At 50.8% G+C, this 21,210-nt stretch carries 3 protein-coding genes; all 3 read right to left on the reverse strand.

The annotated features are described in order from the left end of the window. Positions 1–4: 4 nt before the first annotated feature. Positions 5–17,704, reverse strand: a complete 17,700-nt coding sequence (locus tag ICL07_RS02115) for a non-ribosomal peptide synthetase/type I polyketide synthase (RefSeq protein ID WP_188086297.1) — start codon at positions 17,702–17,704, stop codon at positions 5–7. A 153-nt stretch (positions 17,705–17,857) separates the two neighbouring features. Further along, entirely contained in the window at positions 17,858–19,483 is a 1,626-nt protein-coding gene (locus ICL07_RS02120; protein ID WP_188086298.1) for an MBL fold metallo-hydrolase, read from the reverse strand. Positions 19,484–19,753: 270 nt separating this feature from the next. Further along, on the reverse strand, positions 19,754–21,040 hold the full coding sequence (gene ectB, locus ICL07_RS02125; RefSeq protein ID WP_223151727.1) for a diaminobutyrate--2-oxoglutarate transaminase: 1,287 nt from the start codon (positions 21,038–21,040) through the stop codon (positions 19,754–19,756). Between the last annotated feature and the right edge of the window lie 170 nt (positions 21,041–21,210).

The raw sequence follows: 21,210 nt of genomic DNA on the forward strand, positions 1-21,210 counted from the left end.
CTGATTACAACAGGATGGTTTTCTTGCCAAGCGCCGGTTCAGTCTCATGCTGGTTAACAACGATATATTTAGCCAGGGTGGCGATAGTCGCCAGCTGGAAGAACGTTCTTACGGACACCAGTAAACCGAATTCTTTCTGAACTGCCGCTGCCAGGCGCATCACCAGGAGGGAATGCATGCCTAGCTCAAACAGGTTATCGTGTATTCCTATCCGTTTGATGTTCATTAAATTTTCACAGATGGCAGCCAGCTGTTGTTCCACAGGGCTGTCCGGCGCTACATAGGCCGTAGAGGACAAAGCGCTGGCATCGGGTTCCGGTAACGCTTTCCGGTCTATTTTACCATTATCTGTCAGCGGGAGCTGATCGAGTGCAATCAGCATGGCAGGAATCATAAATTCCGGCAACCGCTCTCTCAGCCAGGTATAGATTTCATCCCGGTTAAAGGTGTCACGCGGTACGATATAGGCCACCAGCCTTTTGATGCCATCGTCGTCTGTCTTGGCAAGGACTACCGCCTGATGCACGGCAGGAGCCTGTTGCAGCACACTTTCAATTTCACCGAGCTCTATACGGAAACCGTTGATCTTCACCTGCTCGTCTATACGACCCAGGTACTCTACGGTGCCATCCGGCAGCCATCTGCCCAAATCGCCGGTGCGGTACATCCTTACCTGCTCGGTGGTGAAAGGGTCCCTTATGAACTTCTCCGCTGTCAGTGCTTCCCGGTTCAGGTACCCACGGGATACCCCTACACCGGATACGCAGATCTCTCCGGTCACACCCACAGGGCATAGCTGCAATGCGTTATCCACGATGTAGATATGCAGGTTCTGCACCGGTTTGCCCAGCGGTACGTTGGCGCTCACCGGCGCTTCCCGCATGATATGATGACAGATATCATCAGAGGCTTCCGTAGGACCATAAGCATTCACTACAGGGATGCGTCCCAGCTGCGGATGGCTAAACCATTGTTTCAGCAAGGACTGGCTTACCGCCTCTCCCGTTACCAGCAGGTATTGCAACGAAGGGAGATGTATTTCTCCGTCTTCCTGTAGCACCACCGCCAGATAGGAAGGAACGATTTCCAGGATCGTCACGCTGTCTTTATTGATGGACTGCAAAAATGCCGAAGGCTGGAAAATCAGTTCATTGGTATAGATCAGCGTAGTACCTCCACACACCAGCGCCGCAAACATCTGCCACACTGAAATGTCAAAAGTGTAGGAAGCAGTAAAGGCTAACCTGGTTTTATCATTGATCTGCAAATCATTTATTTTGGCATACAGGTGATTGAGCATGCCCCGGTGTTCTACCATCACGCCTTTAGGCTGACCGGTGGAGCCGGAAGTATAAATCACATAGGACAACTGATGTGGTTGCGGCCCCGCCACCGGCGCTGTTACCGGGGCTTTCAGCAATGCCTTGTTGCCTTTATCTGTTGTAATAATCGTTAAGCCTTTGCGGGCAGGAATACGCGGCTTTAGCTCCTGCGTACATACCAGGATGGTAGCGTTGCTATCATCCAGTAAGTAACCGATTCTTTCCGCCGGATAGTCGGGGTCCACCGGAATATAGGCGCCACCAGCCTTCCAGATACCCAGTATCGCCACTATCATTTCAGGACTGCGCTCCATGCATACCGGTATCAGGGTATCTTCCTGCACGCCCAGACTTTGCAGGTAGTTGGCCAGCTGATTGGAACGTTCGTCCAGTTGACGATAGGTCAGCTGTGCACCTTCGTATACCAGTGCGATAGCGTCGGGCGTTTGCGCCGCCTGAAGACTAAACAGCGCAGGCAATGTCTGATCCTCCGGATAGGCCACCTGGTTATCGTGAAAGCCAACCAGCAGCTGTTGCGTTTCTTCCGGTGTGAGTATAGGTAATGTACCGATTCTGGCAGCAGGAGCGTTTACAATAGCCTGCAACAGTTGTTCGTAATGCGTAATCAGGCGTTGAATGGAATCTTCCGTAAACAGATCGGCACAATACATGACAGATCCGGAGAGGCCGTTGCTGCTTTCTTCCAGGGAGAAGGTAAAGTCGAACTGTGTGGTAGCCGGATCTGTTTTTTCCAGCGTGAGTTCCAGCTCCTGTAATTGCAGTGCGGCATTGTCCGGTACATGTTGTAATTCAAACATCACCTGGAAAATTGGTGTGCGGCTGAGGTCCCGTTTTTTCACCACTGCTTCCACTACCCTTTCGAAGGGCACCTCCTGGTGTTCGTAAGCGTCCAGGGTGGTGCGTTTTACCTGTTGCAGCAACGTCACGAAGGACGGGTTGTTATGCAGGTTACTGCGAAGTGCGAGCGTATTCACGAAGAAACCTACCAGGTCTTCCGTTTCATGCTGCGATCTGCCGGCGATAGGCGTACCCACGCAGATATCATCCTGACCGGTATACCGGTACAGCAATACTTTAAAGGCCGTCAGCAGTGTCATAAACGACGTAGCGCCCTGTTGCTGCGCCAGCGCCTGCAAGCGGCCGGACAGGTCCTTATCCAGCCGGAAATGGCTGATTGCACCGCGTGTGCTTTGAATGGCCGGTCGTTGAAAATCGGTAGGCAACTGCAGCGTCACCACGCCCTGTAGTTTCTCTTTCCAGTAATTTACCTTTTTGTCCAGCAGCGTACCGGACAAATAGTTCCGTTGCCAGATGGCATAATCGGCGTATTGTATAGTTAATGGCGCCAAGCCCGCCTCCCTGTTCTCCACGGAAGCGGCATACAGTTCCGCCAGTTCTTTTACAATAATATTGGAAGACCACCCATCGGAGGCGATATGGTGAAGGGTGAATACCAGCAGATGTGTGGATTTACCGGTGACGATCAGATGCGCCCGCAGCATATGATCTGCATCCAGCTGGAAAGGTTGTACCAGCAAGGACTGCACATAATGTTGCAGGGCATGTTTATCTTTCCGGTATATTTTTTCATCCACCACGGTGAGCTGCCACTGGTCTTTGTCCAGTACCTGCTGATACGGAATGCCCGCTTCTTCTGCTATGATCGTCCGTAAAACTTCGTGGCGGTTAACAATTGTCTGTAAAGCCTGTTCAAGACTGGCTATTTGCAGGTTTCCCTTTAACGTCAGTACCGCGAGGGTATGGTATTGTACGCTGCCTTCCAGCCTGTCAATGAACCACAAACGTTCCTGGCTATACGAAAGCGGGACACGTTCCGGTCTTGTATAACGGACAATCGGCGGGATGGCCGCGGCTTCGGAATGTTGTCCCAAGCGGACCGCCAGCGTGGCAATGGTAGGATAATCGAATATATCACCGATCACCACTTCCACTCCCAGCGATTTACGAATGGCAGATACCAGCCGGATCGCAAGCAGGGAATGTCCGCCGAGTGCGAAAAAGTCGTCTTCCCTGCTTACCTGGTCTACTTCCAGCAAAGATGCCCAGATAGTAGCCAGTGTTTGTTCCGTTTCGCTGACGGGTGCCGTATATACCGTTGCGGTAGCAGCCTGGTCAGGGTCCGGCAGTGATTTTTTATCTACCTTACCGTTGGCCAGTAAGGGGAAACGTTCCAGTACCACCAGTGCAGAAGGCACCATATAATCCGGTAAATGCTGTTCCAGCCAGGTATTCACGCTATCCTGATGGTAAGTATCGTCAACAATAACATACCCGATAAGACGCTTACTGGCGCTATCTTCTCCGCGAGCCACCACTACCGCCTGGGTGATACCACTATTTTGCAGCAATGCCTTTTCCACCTCGCCCAGTTCCACACGGTAACCGCGGATTTTCACCTGGTCATCGGTACGGCCGGCGAATAGTATATTACCATCTGCCAGCAGTTTTACCAGGTCTCCGGTACGGTATAGTTTTCCGCCATCCTTAGTAAACGGATTATTAATAAAACGACTGGCGGTTAATGTCTCATTATGCAGATATCCTTTCGCTACACCATCCCCCCCGATCAACAACTCTCCGGGAACACCCGCCGGCACTATCTTCCCTGCTGCGTCCACGATGTAGAGCGCAGTATTTGAAAACGGTTTACCGATGGGAACATAATGACCGTAAGATGTCGTATCGTGTACCACATGCAGCAGTTTTCCGATAGTCGTTTCCGTTGGGCCATAGTGATTCACAATAGTACCTTCCCAGCCATATGTCCGGATATTATTGACTACTGCCGTTTCCAGGGCTTCCCCGCCAAATATCAACAGCTTCTCCGGCAATAGCAATCTTCCTGAAGCTGACAAGGCTTTCCAGTGAGAAGCTACTATCTTGATACAATCAATGCGATGGGCAGAGAAATAATCTCCCAGGAGTTCACCATCACTGATCAGTTTTTTGGAGAAGATATGTAAGCTACCTCCGCTCAACAGCGATGGGAACAGTACCGTATTACCCAAGTCAGTAGCAATGCTGGACAATAGTCCGAAGGAATGGCTGTTTTGCAGCGGCAAGGCAGCTTTCAGACCGAAGATATAATCCAGCAGGTTACGGTGGGTGACCGTAACGCCTTTGGGAGTACCGGTACTACCGGAAGTATAAATCACGTAAACACCATCTGTTGGCGCAGGACTTGCAGCAGGCGCCGTCACTGCCCCCTGGCTAATCTCCGCGGCTTCACCATCCAGCGATACCACGCGGATTTTTTCAGCAGACAGTTTCGCCTTGCAGGATTCATCACTGACCAATAATTGTGCGCCGGTATCTTCCAGGATAAACCGGACGCGGTCTGCCGGGAAATCCGGATCAATAGGCACATACGCCGCGCCCGCCTTGATAATGCCGAGTATACCGGTGATCATACCGGCAGATCTTTCTGTGTATAACGGTACCAGCGCGCCTTGTCGTATCCCCTGCTGTTGCAGGTAATGCGCCAGCTGATTGGCCCGTTCATCCAGTTCACGATAGGTAAGGCGGGTATCTTCAAATACCAGCGCTACCGCTTCCGGCGTTTGTAACACCTGTTCAGCAAACAGGTGAACAAAGGTTTTATCCTGCGGATAAACGATGCCTGTATTTGTCAGCGATGCCTGTAACTGCAAGGCGGCATCGGCTTTCAGCAATGACAACTGCTGCACCTGATTAATATCGCTGCCGGTTATCTGTTGTAAAACATATTCAAAATGGGCCGCTATTCCTTTTACGAACACCGTATCCAACAGCGCGGCATTATAGGCAAATTCAATATGCGCCTTTTTACCCGGCGTCACCATCACCACCAGCGGATAGTTGGTTTGTTCGCTGGTATTGAAGTTAGAGATGCGCAGCCGCCAATGACCGGCGAATACCTCATCACTGATCGGGTAGTTTTCAAACACCAGGATACTATCGAACATATCCCCTACAAACCCTACTGCCTGTTGGATTTGGTTAATAGCCATATATTGATGTTCCCTGCTCTGATGCTGGCTGTTTTGTAACTGCTGTAGCCAGTCGGTCACCGTAGCGGTGACTTCCACTTTCACATGCAAGGGAAGCGTGTTGATATATAACCCCACTCTTTTTTCCACGCCGGGCAGATCTTCCGGCCTGCTGGATACAATCACGCCATAGGTGACTTCGGGACGATTGGTATAATGATGTAACAGGTAAGCCCACACGCCCTGTACCAGGGTATTGACAGTAATGCGATGGTCAAGGGAGTAGCGTATCATCGCATCCGCTACAGGGCCTTCCAGGTGTAGTATTTCTTTTTTATAAGTACCTATTCCTTTGTTACGGTCAGCGCTGGTATCAATGAAAGGCAGCAGGGAACCTGTTTCCAGGGTATCCAGGTAATTGCGCCAGTAACCCAGTGACACTTCTTTATCGCGCTGCTCCATGTAACGGATATAATCTCCGTACTGATCTTCCGCCGACGGCGCCTGTTTGCCTGCTGCCAGCAATTCATAAGTTTGCAGCAGCTCCTCCACCAATACAGCCAGGGACCAGCCATCCAGCAGGATATGGTGGAACGTGCATACCAGCTTGTACTTTCCTTCGGCCAGGCGTATCAGTCCTATACGCAGCAGCGGGGCGGCTTCAAAATCAAACCCTTCATTTCTTTCTGCCGCTTCATAGGCAGCTACTGCCTGTTCCTGCTCTTCACCGCTCAGGTGCCGGTAATCATACACGTTAAAAGGTAAGGGTACTTCCTGGTACACACATTGTACCGGGATGATAAAATCATTATAATAGAATCCACTGCGCAGAATGCTGTGCTGGCGAAATAAATGCGCCCAGCTTTCTCTGAACAAACTGATCTCCATTTCCCCTACATTGCAGGTGAACTGATCAATGTATCCGCCGGTTGTTTTATCATACAGGCTGTGGAACAACATCCCTTCCTGCAATCCGCTGAGCCGGTAAAGTCCGGCTACCTGCTGTCTGCGGGGCAGACCTTTGTAAGGCGTGTCCAGGAATTTGTCCAGCGCCTCATTGCTGATTTCCGCTCCCAGTCCGAAATCGGATGGCGTGGCGATGGTCTCGGTTTGCGAGATACAATGGGTGATCAGCGCTTCCAGGTAGTGGAAATAATCACTTGCCAGGCTGGCGATAGCGGCGGCGGAGAAATGCGGCAGGCTATAGCCCCATTCCATCACCAGCTCTCCACCCTGCACAATACTGTTGATGAATATTCTTTCCTGTACCGGGAAAGCACTGCCCGTCATGCTGCCGGCTTCCTCAGCAGACATTTGCAGATATCCTTTCTCGTTAGTGATGTTATCTGCCTGCCCCAGGTAGTTAAAGGTAATATCCCAGGGTTCTTTGCCTTGCAGGATTTCCGCCCGGCTGATATATTTCAGTACGCCGTAGCCAATACCCTTATCTTTTACTTTGCGCAGCTGTTCCTTTATTTCCCTGAGTAACGTACCCGGATGATCACCTGCCGGTACTTTCAGCAGAACAGGATACAGGTTTGTAAACCAACCTACCGTGCGACTGGTATCGATGCCCAGCAGCGCGTCTTCGCGGCCGTGGCCTTCCAGGCCAACGGATATGGATGTTGTTTTGTTCCAGGCGGTCAATGTTTGTGCCAGCGCAGCTAATAACAAATCGTTGATATCTGTGTGATAAGCGCGGGACGCCTCTTTCAGCAGCCGTTGTGTTTGTTTGGCATTAAAGCGTGCCACATGCAGGCCGGTATCTGCCATGGTAATATTACCGCTGTGTGGCGTTTCGGTACGCAGCGGCGTATAGCCTTCCGCGATCTGCTGCCAGTAGTTTTGTTGCTGTAACAGGCGGTGCTGACTGCTGTATTGCACCAGCGCCTCATAGGCCTGGCGATAGGAACTGGTCTTTTTCCCGAGGTCTGTGTCGGAGCCATCCTGTAACAACAGCTGCAAATCGTCCAGCAAAATACGCCAGGAAACACCGTCTACCGCGAGGTGATGGATCACCAGCAACAGGCGGTTATGCGATTCAGCAGCGGGTGTCAGCAATAATCCGGCACGCAGCAATATACCCTCCAGTATATCCGGTTTAGCCTGCAGCTGTTCCCCGAAAGAACGGATACTTTCCGGTAATTCTTCCGGCTGTATTCCCTGTTGGTCCAGTATTTCCAGTATACCTTCTTTATGCCCGTATTGTTGTTCCCATACACCATTTTGCTGATGATAGGTAAACCGTAACGCGTCGTGGTAAGCCGTCAGGCTGCTAATTGCTGATGCTAACTGTGAAGGTTCTACGCTTTTATCGATATACAATACTACGCTCTGGTTATAAGGGGCGGTGGTATTGTTCTTTGCAAAATACCATTGCTGGATGGGGAACAGTCCCACACTCCCTCCCTGCACTACCGTAGCCGTTTCTTCCTGTTCATGTTGCTGTGCATCTATCAATAGCGTCAGCTTAGCAATGGTTTGATGGGTAAACAAATCTCCTACCTGTAACTGGTATCCCAGCCGTCTTGCCCGGCTCACCAGCTGAATAACGATAATAGAGTCTCCTCCCAGTTCAAAAAAGTTATCATGGATACCTACCTTTTCTACGCCCAGCAGTTCCTGCCAGATCCCGATCAGGTTGGCTTCCCGCTCATCGCGGGCAGCTTCGTATATACCTGCGCGTGATCCCGCAGTATCCGGGTCAGGTAAGGCCTTTCTGTCTATTTTTCCGTTGATGGTAATAGTGAAAGATTCCAGCGGGATCAGGATAGCGGGGATCATGTAATCCGGCAGCCATTCTTTCAGGTAGGCGACTATGCCTTCCTTATCAAAACTTCCCTCCGGTACAATGTAGCCAATGAGACGTTTGTTGCCCTGTTCATCGGCTTTCGCCAGCACCACTGCCTGGCTCACCAGCGGGCATTTCAGCAATACGGATTCTATTTCTCCCAGTTCTATACGGTAGCCTCGGATCTTCACCTGGTCATCTTTACGGCCCAGGTATTCTATATTGCCATCGGGCAGCCATCGGCCCAGGTCGCCGGTTCTGTACAAACGGGCGCCGGGGACTTTACTGAATGGGTCCGGAATAAATTTTTCTGCCGTCAGCTCATCCCGGTGGAGGTATCCACGGGCCAGGTTAGCGCCGCCTACACATATCTCACCGGTTACGCCCAAAGGCGCCAAACCATCATTGATATCGAGCAGGTACACCTGCACATTGGCTACCGGCGTACCAATCACCACCACATCGTTTTCACGGATAGGCTGGTCTGTCAGACTGGTACAAACAGTGTTCTCCGTAGGTCCGTAGGCGTTAATCAGTTTTATGCCTTTAGCCATGATTTCCTTTGCATCCTCCAGCATCAAGGCTTCGCCGGCGGATACAATCGTTTTTACCGGTCCCAGTACATCTTTGATAGTATGCTGGTAAGATGGCGGCAGCGTCACTACCTCTACCTGGTGTTTCTGTACCAGTGCGCCAAAATTTTCCGCGGAGCCCAGCTCCTCTTTGGTAGCCAGTACCAGCACGCCGCCACTTAAAAACGTATTAAATATTTCATAGCAGGAGGCATCAAAACCCAGGGATGCAAACTGTAACGAGCGAACACCTTCTTTCAGTCCCAGTGGCTGTTGCTGGCTCAGCGCCAGGTTTACCAGTCCCCGGTGTTCAATCATCACGCCTTTGGGCTTGCCGGTAGAACCGGAGGTATAGATGATATAAGCCAGGTCTGATGGCCGCAACACCGTAGCAGGGGCAGTTACCGGCTGCCGGTCTATTTTATCCTGTTCATCTTCCAGTACAATCGTTCCCAGGAATTCCTTCACCGGCAGATTAGCCACACAAGCGCGGGTAGTAACCAGCACGACTGCACGCGTATCTTCCAGCATATAACTGATACGGTCTATCGGATAATCAGGATCTACAGGCACATAGGCGGCTCCTGTTTTCATGATAGCCAGAATAGCCACGATCATATCAATGGAGCGTTCAAAACAGATGGGCACCAGTGCGCCTGCTTTCACGCCTCTTTTCAGCAAATGATGCGCGAGCTGGTTGGCACGTTCATCCAGTTCACGATAAGTCAGCTGCTCATCCTGGAACAATAAAGCGGTAGCCGCAGGCGTACGCGCCGCCTGCTCTTCAAAGAGCGCAATCGCGGTTTTATCTTTCGGATAATCTGCCCGGTGATGATTAAATCCGTTTGTCAGTAAGAGCTGTTCATCGATGCTGAGCATCGGTAAGGCGCCGATCCTTTCTTTCGGCCTGGTCGTTACCGCCCGCAACAGTTGCTGATAATGGAACAGCATACGGGAGATGGTTTCTTTCTTAAACAGGTCGGTGCAATATTCAATATTGGCAATCAGCGAGCCATCGGGGTTTTCCAGCACATAGAAGTTGATGTCTGCCATGGTAGTGGTACGTCCCAGCGGCATCTGTGCCAGCTGTGCGCCGCCCAGGCTGATCGTGGAAAAATCCGGTGTTTTCTCCAGACCGAAGATCACCTGCTGCAACAGGTTTCTATCCAGTTCCCGGTTCTTCACTACTGCGCCTACAATTTTTTCAAAGGGTACTTCCTGGTATTCGTAGGCGGATAACAATGTTTGTTTCACCTGTTGCAATACATCGGTGAAGGAAGGATTATTGCTCAGGTCACTGCGCAATACGAGCGTGTTTACGAAGAAGCCCATCAGTCCTTCTACTTCTTCCTGTAATCTGCCCGCTACCGGACTGCCAACGCAAAGATCTTCCTGGCCGGTATAACGGTATAACAACACCTTGAAAGTAGCCAGCAGCGTCATGTATAAGGTAACGCCCTGTTGCTGGCCGAGTTGCAGCACACGGTCTGTCAACTCGCTGTCAAGCGCCAACGTTACAATATCTCCCCTGGTGGACTGTACCGCCGGGCGTACATAATCCAGCGGCAAATTCACAGGCGCCACATCCGCCAGTTTCTCCTTCCAGTATTCCAGTTTTTCTTCCAGCAGCTGACTTATTTGCGGTGTGCGAAGCCAGATGGCATAATCCGCATACTGCAATGGCAGCGGGGGCAACTGTTGTTTTCTTCCGGTTGTATAGGCTTCGTATAATTCCAGTAATTCCGCCAACACGATATCGGCTGATAAACCATCAAAGGAAATATGATGGGCTGTCAGTATCAGCAGATAGTCATCCGGCGCCAGGTACAGCAATTCTCCCCGTAACATATGATCCCGTTGCAGGTCAAAGGGCTGATCTACGAGGTTGGTGATATAGGCAGTCAACGCCCTGTTATCTGCCGGATCAAAAGGCGCATCCGCCAGGGTAAGTTTCCAGCCGTTTTTATCGAGGATGCGTTGCGCCACGATATCTCCATCCGGATCTATGACGGTACGCAGTATTTCATGCCGGTTCACGATATCCTGCAAAGCATACTGCAACGCACTGGTGTTCAGCGTTCCCTTTATCTTCAGCAGCATGGGAACATGGTACTGTACACTACCTTCCAACAGGTGTACAAACCACAAACGTTCCTGGCTAAACGAAACAGGTATGCGGTCAGGCCGTTGCTGTGCTTCCAGCGGAGGCTGGCTGTTGTTCAGCATATCGGCGGATACACGCGCCGATACGGGCAACACTGTTGCCGGCTCAGGCTTGGGCAAAAAACCAGCCTGTTGCAGATCACGGATACTCTCCCTGATAGCGCTGCCAATAAAATCAATATCTTCTTCAGTATGGGCATCGGACAGGAAGCAGGTGCGTCCTTCCCAGATGTACACTCCTTTCTCCATCAGATGATAGAAGAAGAGGTCCATATTGGTGTTGATAGCAAAATAAAACAGTGACCCGAAACTATGTACCTGCATCGGCACCTTGTTTTCTTCAAAGAAGGCAGCGATGTCCTGTACCAGCCGTGTAGTGCGTACGTTCAGCTGCTCCTGCAGGGCAGGTCCGCGCCGGTCCAGCTCTTGCAACAGCGCCAATGCCGAAGCCATGCTCAGCGGATGCTTACAGAAAGTACCGGCAAAGAAGGTTGTATCTGTTGCGGGATAGGATTCATCGCCATACTGCCAGTAGCCGCCGTCCAGCGCGTCCATATATTTGCTGCTGCCGGCAATCACACCGATAGGCAAGCCACCGCCGATGATTTTACCATAGGTAGCCAGGTCCGCACGTACGCCGAAATGCGCCTGTGCGCCACCCGGATGAATCCTAAAGCCGGTGATCATTTCATCAAAGATGAGGGCTACATTTTCATCGATGGTCATTTGGCGCAAGGCCTGCAACAACGCTTTTGGTTGATAGCCGGGTTTGCGGCTCTGTACCGGTTCCACCAGTACCGCTGCCAGTTCGTGTGCATGCGCCCTGATGTGTTCCACTACATCCGGATGATGGTAGTCAAATACCAGTACATCGGCCACCATGTTGTACATGATACCCAGTGCCATCGGTACGCCGGCATGGGTTGTTTCCAGGTCTTCCGGCGCTGCGAGGGTACCATCGAAATGACCATGATAGGAGCCTGCGAATACAGCGATCTTCTTCCTGCCGGTCACCGTACGTGCCAGCCTGATGGCTGTCATCACCGCTTCTGTACCGGAGTTATGAAAACTGGCTCTTTCCATACCGGTGAACCTGGTCACCAGTTCGGCTACTTTTCCGGCCAGCGGTGTTTGTGGTCCCAGCTGGAACCCGTGCTGTATCTGCTCCTGCAACGCAGCCATGATAGCCGGCGGACAATGCCCCAGCAAGTCCACACCAAAGCCCATGGCCAGGTCTATGTATTTATTACCGTCAACATCGGTGATCGTAGCACCTGCTGAAGACGCCGCCAGGATAGGATATACCATCTCCTTGGTAGAGAAGCGGAACCCTGCAGAGGCACGGTTGTCGGCCAATACAGGCCTGTACTCCTGCGTGATCGATTTGGATGTTTTTGTTTTCTGATTATATCGTTTGATAAATGCGTCCAGGTAGGCCTGCTGTGTGGCACTGTAGCCTGTTTGCCCGGGTTTCTTTTCTCTTTCGGGGAAAATAGAAACGTGTTTTTTGGGCGCCACACTGATAGAAGCCTGCACGGGAGCTTGTTGCGGGAGTGCTACCGGTGCAGGGGATGAATAGGTTTGTACAGCGGCGGGAGCAGCCGGTAAAGCGACGGTGCCGCCCAACTGCTGAGATAATAATTGCAGTTGTTGTTCTACGATACCAAACAGCCGTTGTGTAAGGGAGGCATCTACCGGTTGGGCGTTGGCAGCAACGGGTATGTTTACCGTCTGTACCGGTACCGGCACCAATGCTGCTGCAACAGGTGCTGCCACCGGTACAGGCGCCGCCACCGGCGTACTGCCGGCGACAGGTTGCTGAATGGTGGCATTGGCTGCGATAAACCCTGCTATCAGATCCAGCGAAGTCAATGTTTCAAACAGCTGCCGTATAGAAAAATTAACCCCGTATTTTTTCTCTATTCTTCTTACCGCACTGGCGAGTATCAGCGAATCGGCGCCCAGCTCAAGGAAGCGGGCATGTACATTAATTTCTGCGGGAGGTATTTTAAGCAGGTTACCGAAGATAGCGGTTACATCGGTCAGTATCGCGGCCCGCTGATCTGTAGGCGCTTGTTGTGTTTCAGGCATAACCGGAGCATTAGAAGGATGAGGGAAGTGAGTAGATGGTTGTGTGTTGTGCTGCTCAATCCAATAGGACTGACGATGAAACGCATAGGTAGGCAGGGCTACCTTATGGTAAGTTGCAGGATGGTAAAAGGCCGGCCAGTTGATGGGGAATCCTTTGGTATACAGTGACAGCAGGCAGTGCATGGTAGTAGCCCAGGAAGACCTGTCCATATGCAGCGCTGGCAACAGGCAATCTTCTTCATAGGTAGCAGAGAGCTGTACCATCGACAGCAGATTGGGTTGCGGGCCTAACTCCATCAATACCTGTCCACCCAGTGTGCTGATGGTCTGAATACTTTTAGAGAACTGTACCGGCAATACGATGTGTTTGCACCAGTAAGCGGGGTCGGTCACCTCATGGGTGGCTACTTTGCCCGTAACGTTGGATATCAGTTGCAGCGTGGGTTGATGGTACTGTATACTTTCCGCTACCACCCTGAAATCTTCCAGCATAGGCTCCATCAGCGGAGAATGGGAAGCGTGTGCAATCAGCAGTTCCCTTCCGTTTACGCCAGTTTCCTGCAGCGATTGCAGGGCAGCGCCCACTGCTTTTTTCTTGCCGGAGATAACCGTCAGCGCAGGGCCATTTACTGCCGCTATAGACAAATCATTTTTATAAGGTTCAATAGCCTCGGTCACCAGTGCTTCTGCCGCGAAGATGGTCGCCATAGCGCCCGGTTCCCTGATAGACTGCATCAGGCGGGATCTTTCCGTCACCAGTTTCAGACCGTCGTCCAGGCTGAATACCCCCGCCACATAGGCGGCCGCATATTCACCTACGCTGTGGCCTGCTACGATATCGGGTTGGATACCCCAGGATTTCCATACTTCGGCCAGCGCACAGGAAACGGCGAAGATAGCCGGCTGGAAATAGGTCATCTCCAACAAGATCCTGTTCGCTTCTTCCTTATCCTTTTGATACAGCAGGTCTGTTAAAGACATACCCCAGGCTTTTTTCAGATAGGCGTCACAGTGATCGATGATATTTTTGAAGAGGGAATTGTTTTCATACAGATGACGGCCCATGCCCCAGTATTGGGAACCGCCACCGGTGAAGAGCCACACCAGCCGTCCCTGTGGCTGATAGGTGTTGCCCGTCACCACTTCGCTGGCATCCGGATACGTGAGGAAGGACTGTAACTGCCGCCGCGCCTGTTCTTTATCGGTGATGGCGAGCGCCGCGCGGTATGGGAAAGCATCCCGGGTGAAGGCCGAACTGTAGGCAATATCTTCCACCGCCGCCTCAGAAGAGGCTAAATAACGATCGTATTTAGCCACCATTTCCTGCAACGCCGCCGGTGATTTAGCCGACAACAACAGCGGATACGCAGGCCAGGTTTGTTTTTTGTCCTGCTCCGGCTGCTCCTGTCCGCTTGAAGGCGCTTCTTCCAGGATGACATGCACATTGGTGCCACTCAGCCCGAAAGAGCTCACCGCAGCCCTTCTGCCGGTGCTTCCTGCCTGCCAGGCAGTGGGCTTATCCACTACTTTCACCGCAATATCCTTCCAGGGGATAAAGCGGTTGGGAGTATGATAATTCAGCACAGCAGGCAGCTGCTGATGTTGCAGACTTAGCACGGTTTTAATAAATCCGGCAATGCCGGCAGCAGCTTCCAGGTGACCGATATTTGTTTTTACAGCCCCTACCAGTAATGGCTGATCCGCCGGGCGGGAACGGCCGTAGACGGCATTCAGCGCCTGCACTTCCACCGGATCGCCCAGTTTGGTACCGGTACCGTGCGCTTCCACGTACTGCACCATATCCGGACTAACACCCGCCGCCTCCAGCGCCTTTTCTATCAGCAGCTGTTGAGCGATACCGTTGGGTGCCGTTAATCCGTTGCTGGCGCCATCATGATTCACCGCCGACCCGCTGATCACCGCAAGGATATCATCTCCATCTGCCAGGGCTTTGTCCAGGCGCTTCAACACCACTATACCGGCGCCCTCCCCTCTCACATAGCCGTCGGCGTTATCGTCGAAGGTCTTGCACCGGCCGTCCGGCGATAATGCTTTCATGCGGCATAAGCGGATAGTGGTATCCGGCGTCAGCATCAGGTTTACGCCACCAGCCAGCGCCAGGGAGCATTCTCCCAGGAGCAGGTGCTGACAAGCCTGATGTATGCTCAATAAAGAAGAAGAACAGGCCGTATCCGATTGTACCACCGGACCGTGGAAATCCAGCACATAAGCCAGGCGGCCGGCCGCGATACTCCTTTCCAGTCCGAGTGAACTGAAAGCGTCTTCAAACTGAGCGGGTGGTGTTTGCTGATGTACCAGCTGCTGATAGTCGTCTGTGCCCATTCCGATGAAAATACCGCTGTCGCTTCCTTTCAGCTCAGAAGGTTTAATACCGGCATGCTCCAGCGCTTCCCAGCATACTTCCAGCAGCAGCCGTTGCTGCGGGTCCATACCGATAGCTTCCCGCGGGGATATACCAAAAAACAGGGGATCAAACTGGTCCACCTGATCTATGAATCCGCCTTTGCGGGTGTACATCTTCCCTATCTCGTCTTCATCGGCACTGAAATAGGCATCCGCGTTCCAGCGTTCCTGCGGGGTAACGGTGATGCCACTACGCTGATCCTTCAGCAATTGCCAGAATGTTTCCGGCGACTGTACGCCGCCAGGGAAACGGCATCCGATACCAACAACAGCGATTCTGTTGTCTGCCGTGCGATGTGTGGCATTACCAGTCTGCTTGCCAGCCGTTGTGCCGGCGGACAGGTGATTCGACAGCGCTGCGATATTGGAATAATTATAGATAACGGTCTTATCCACCGGTACCTGTAACAAGGCTTCCAGGTCTGCAGCCAGCAGCACTGCCTGCATAGAAGTGACGCCAAATTCTGCGAAAGACCTGTCAGCCTGTATATCTGAGGGGGTTAGTTTTAATCTGTTTTGCAACCACTGTGTCAGCCATTGACGCAGCATAGCCGCCTGTTGAGGATTGGCGGCGGGAGGCGCTGGTGCCGCAGCAGGCGCTACCACCACCGGCGCCGGAGCATCATCGCTCTCCTGCGCTATTTCCCGGATGATGTTATCGTATACTCCTTTACGGTAGTCTTCCGCAAACAGGTAACGTTTGACTTTACCACTGGTCGTTTTGGGGACTTTTCTCACCGGCAGCACGTGTTTCACTTCCAGTCCCAGTTTACCGATACATCTTTTTACCGCTTTAATAACCGGTAAAAATTTCTTCACAGTAGATTTAAATAGTACAAATACAACAATGGATTCCGATCCGGTATCTTCGTCCGGAACGCCGCAGGCCACTACCTTTCCCGTTTCCAGGCCATCCAGTTGCTCCAGCGTATGTTCAATATCATGCGGATAAACATTCCCTCCGTTGATAAAAATGATGTCTTTCACACGGCCCACCACAAACAGGTTTCCGTCCTTCATAAAGCCCGTATCGCCGGTATTCAGCCATCCGTCTTTTCTGATGACAGCCTGGGTGGCCACTTCATTGTTATAATAACGACTGGTAACTGCATCTCCCTTAATCCATATAATACCCATATGGCCATCCGGCAATGATTTTTCCTGCTCGTTGCGGATGTCTACCGTCACCCCATCAATTACATAGCCCAGGTCCACTATCTCTACACTTTCCCTGATATTCTCTTCTGATCGTATACCCGTTACCGGTTGCCCGATAGAAAGTGCATCACGAGGCACCGTGATACTGTTGAATGGCCGGTGAATACCGTAAAACGTCACTTCCAGCGTAGCTTCCGCCAGTCCGTATCCCGCACACATAGCCTGCGGATGTAATCCGAACCGGCCCATGGTATGCGTAAACTCCCGGCAAAGATTGGCAGAAACAGGTTCTGCGCCGTTCAGGATAATCCTGACACTGGAGAGATCCAATCCGGCCCCTTTTTCCGGCGTAAACTGGTTGAGATAATATTTATACCCGAAATTGGGAGAACAGATAACAGTAGCCCGGTGTTCGGATACCTTCTGCATCCATAACAGGGGGTTTCTGATAAAGAGATCGGTTGGTATCAGGTATTGATTAACACCGGCGCCAGCAGGAAAGAGATGGAAGCCGATCAGTCCCATATCGTGGGTTAGCGGCATCCAGCTCAGATAACTATCTTTTTCCGTGCACTGGTGTGCCGAGGTAGCTGCATAAATATTGGTGATCAGGTTGCGATGTGTAAGCACCACACCTTTGGGATTACCCGTAGAACCCGAAGAGAACTGCAGGAAGGCAAGCGTTTCAGGGGTAGCGGGATAAATAGTACCTGTGCCGGAGAAGCCTTCCAGTTCTTCAATAAACAATACATTTTCAAACCGCGGCGCGTCTGTGTTATCAGCGAAGGCTGCATTGGTGATTTTCTCATGATGGGCACCGCTGACGCACAAAGTAGGGTTTTGAAGGAAAGCGCGTATTTTCAGCAGCTTCTGTGCGTTTTCACCCTGGTAGGTAACAGCCACCGGCACGGGTATGATACCACCCAGTATACAAGCCCAGAAAATCTGTATGAATGTTCTGTAATCTTCTACCTGTAATACCAGTTCATCGCCGGGCTTCAGTCCTTTGTCCTGCAGCAATCCCAGCCATCTCACAGCAATAGTATACAGCTGGTGGTAGGACAAAAAGTCTTCTTTATTGCTGGCAGTAATAAAAGTGATCCCTTTGTCCTCCGTTTCCTTCATCCGCAGCAGTATTTCGGATAGTGTTTGGGGATGCGGTTTCGTTCTCATAAAGTATGGACGTTTATGTTTTTTGGATGATGTATTTTCCCGTCACGGCAAAGTCGTAGCCGGCGTAAGCAGGGGCAGCTTACGCCTTGCAATAGCATATCATATCTGTTTATCCGGCAGGAAAACAATTAATCTGGATAGTAACCGGACGGGTTATTGTAATTCGTTTATCAGGGCTTCCTTACGTTCGTATAACAGTTCTTTTTCTCCATATAATCTCTCCGCCACAATTCCTTTCTCCTGACAGAGTTTTACCAGTCTGTTGGATTGAATAATGGGGTTTGATTCATCCGTGTACTGTATGCTGCTGATGAATTCCAGCCAGGGTTCCATCCCCATCGCATATACGTAGGCTTCTTTGGGATTAAAAATATCCACCAGCGCCATGCCTTTTGCGCAGTCCGACCCGGCGAGCCGGCGGCTTCCATCCTGTTCGCGGGAAATCTTTTTTGTCATCAGCGGGCCATACAGCCAGGTGAGTGGCGCACCGTCGCATTCCATGCCCAGGAACATCACATCCACATCTCCTGTTTGTGTATGGATGTATTTGTACAAGGCGGACTCCACGATCCTGGAATCGGCCAGGAATAACAGTTTGAATCCACCGATCTGCACCAGGTAGCAGGCTTTGGTCAGAATGCAAAGATCACTGTGCTCACCGGTAAAAGGCAGACTGGTAACGGTACTGTCGGCAAACTCAATAGTTTCCATTTCTTCCATAGCCACCACATTGTTGAACCCTACGTTGTTGAACATCAATTTCAGGTCCGGATCTTCGAGACGGCCCGTGTTGGTGCGGGGCACAATCAGGTGCTTGATTTTATGGCGCAGCGGCAGCAGTGTTTCAAACAATACATGGTCCTGGTGATTATGGGTGATCAGCACATAATCGATCACATCCGGCAGATCTGCATCCGAGAAGTGTTCCAGGTCTGAATCATAGCCATAGTAGCTCACCAGCGGATCTACCAGTATACTCACATCTTTTGTTTCCACCAGTATACAAGCGTGTCCGAAGTAGCGCATCCGGATTTTGTCGCCGGTATATTTTTTATACACCGGTGGCGGTGTTTCCGTAAAAAAGGTATCAAACAAGGGTTCCTGTTCCGGTGTGATATCCAGCAATTGTTTGATATAGGACAGCGTTTGCGGCGTGCGCTTCATGCTGGCCAGTGTATCAATAGCAGGATTTTCGAATCTCAGTGGCAGATGTAATACATGTTCATCATCCAGGCGGGGCGTACTCAGGCAAAACGGGCGATGGTCGTTGTTCGTAATCCAGAATGCCATACTCTGGGCTGATTTGTTATAGTATTTACTCTTGTATAACAGGGATTCAAAGAAGCGGAAATCTGCGTTGTTATTCCGATCGTAATACAATTCCACCAATCCTTTCAGCTCATTGGGTACTTTATCATACAGGGTTTCGAGGCCGAAGCCCGTGGCTTCCGTCGCCAGCATTTTATCCAGTTCTTTGATGGCTTTGGCAAAGCGTAATACTTCTTCCTGACGGCTGAGCGTTTCCGCTTTCAGCACTTTTACGGCTTCCAGTTTTTCCGCCGGTATATCCATGAAAGGGCCGCCTTTCATTTTGGGATTGGCTACCGCTTCCACATGTATAGCCGGAGCCATAATAAAGGATTCGATGATGGTCAGGTGTCTTCCCAACACATTCATGGCAGTGGTAGCCGGAGAAATCAAATGGCTCCAGGCATACCATCTGTCCACTAATGGTTCAAAAACCACATTGGGTTTCAGGTAAACTTTTTTTTCACTCATGACTAATAAGGTTTTGCTGTTTATCGCTCTGTGAGAAAGCGGTATGATAACGAGAACGTATATATTCAAATTGACGCAACAGTGCAGGCATACCTTCGCTATTCCCGGTTACAAATCGTAGCCGGATGAATTTTTTTAGTAATCGGTAATGAATCTGCGGGTGATACCCTACGGGCCTTGCTGGCGGGTTCTCAGGGTCTTAGGGTTATTCTATGAAGCTTTGTCTGGTTGATGCGCAGACTGGGGGTCCCGGGGTAACGATGGTCACTACTACGCCTGATGACTTACTACCTTACCGGTAGTGCTAACACATTGTACTACAGATTTTCTGATGACATCCAGTGCCTCATCCAGCACTTCTTCCTCGATAGTTAATGCCGGTAGCAGTTTCAGCACTCTGTCTTCTCTGCCTACACATTCAATGATCAGTTGATCTTCAAAACACTTTTTAGCTATTTTCTTCGCCAGCAGTTTGTCTTCAAATGCCGAGAAGTCTATCCCCCACATCATCCCTAGTCCGCGAATATGGATTCTTTCATCGATAGCCGCGAGTTTACCGAGGAAGCTGCGGATATAGGCAGACTTACGCTTAACCGCTATATCCAGGTCTGTCGACCGTCTGAATTCCAGTGCCGCTTTACCACCCGCAAAGGCAAGCTGGTAGCCACGGAATGTACCGTTATGCTCACCCGGCTGCCAGATATCCAGGTCTGGTCTGATGAGCAGCATCGCCATCGGCAGTCCGTAGCCGCTTAAGGATTTAGACAGGACAACAATGTCCGGCGTAATCTCCGCGCGTTGAAAAGAGAAAAAGTCACCGGAACGGCCACATCCGATCTGAATATCATCGCAGATAAAGAGGATATCATGCTGTTCGCAGATAGTTTTCAGGGCACGCAGCCATTGCGGAGAAGCCACATTTACACCGCCTTCCGCCTGAACAGTTTCGAGGATAACAGCGGCAGGTTTTTCGATACCGGAGTGGGTATCTTCCAGGATCATGCTCAGATAAGCCAGGCTGTCGGTGTCGTTCGGTTTATTGCTTTCGTAGGGGATAAAAGTGACGTTATGCAGTCCGATACCAGCAGCTTTACGGTGATATTCATTGCTGGTGATTGCCAGGCTACCCTGAGACAACCCATGGTATCCTCCCATAAAAGAGATGATGTTGGAACGGCCGGTATAGTTACGCGCCAGCTTCAGCGCCGCTTCCACCGCATTGGTACCGGTAGGGCCACAGAACTGGAACTTATAGGGAAGTCCCAGCGGCTTCAGCAAATGGTCATTGAACGCAGTAATAAACTCACTTTTGGCCACGGTAAACATATCCAGTCCCTGCATGATATAATCTTCTTCCATATATGTCAGCAGTCTGGATTTAATATAGTCGTTATTATGACCATAATTTAATGCGCCGGCGCCCATCAGGAAATCAATATAAGGCTTTCCGTCATCCGTATACAGCATCGCATTTTTGGCTTTATGAAACACTACCGGATAAGATCGCGAATAACTGCGCACATTTGATTCATAGGATTCAAATACATTAATTGACATATGCTTGTTTTTAATAAATAAATGGTTTGACAAAACAAGAGGCTAACCCTCCACATCACAAAGTGGAAAATACTGGTTGGGAAACGATTTGTGCGGGTTGGGTGTACTATGAACATGGCTGTCGCCATGGCTAACTACGTTTAGCACTACCACAATGAAAATCAGACAGA

This window comes from Chitinophaga qingshengii, from assembly GCF_014529935.1.
GTDB lineage: Bacteria > Bacteroidota > Bacteroidia > Chitinophagales > Chitinophagaceae > Chitinophaga > Chitinophaga qingshengii.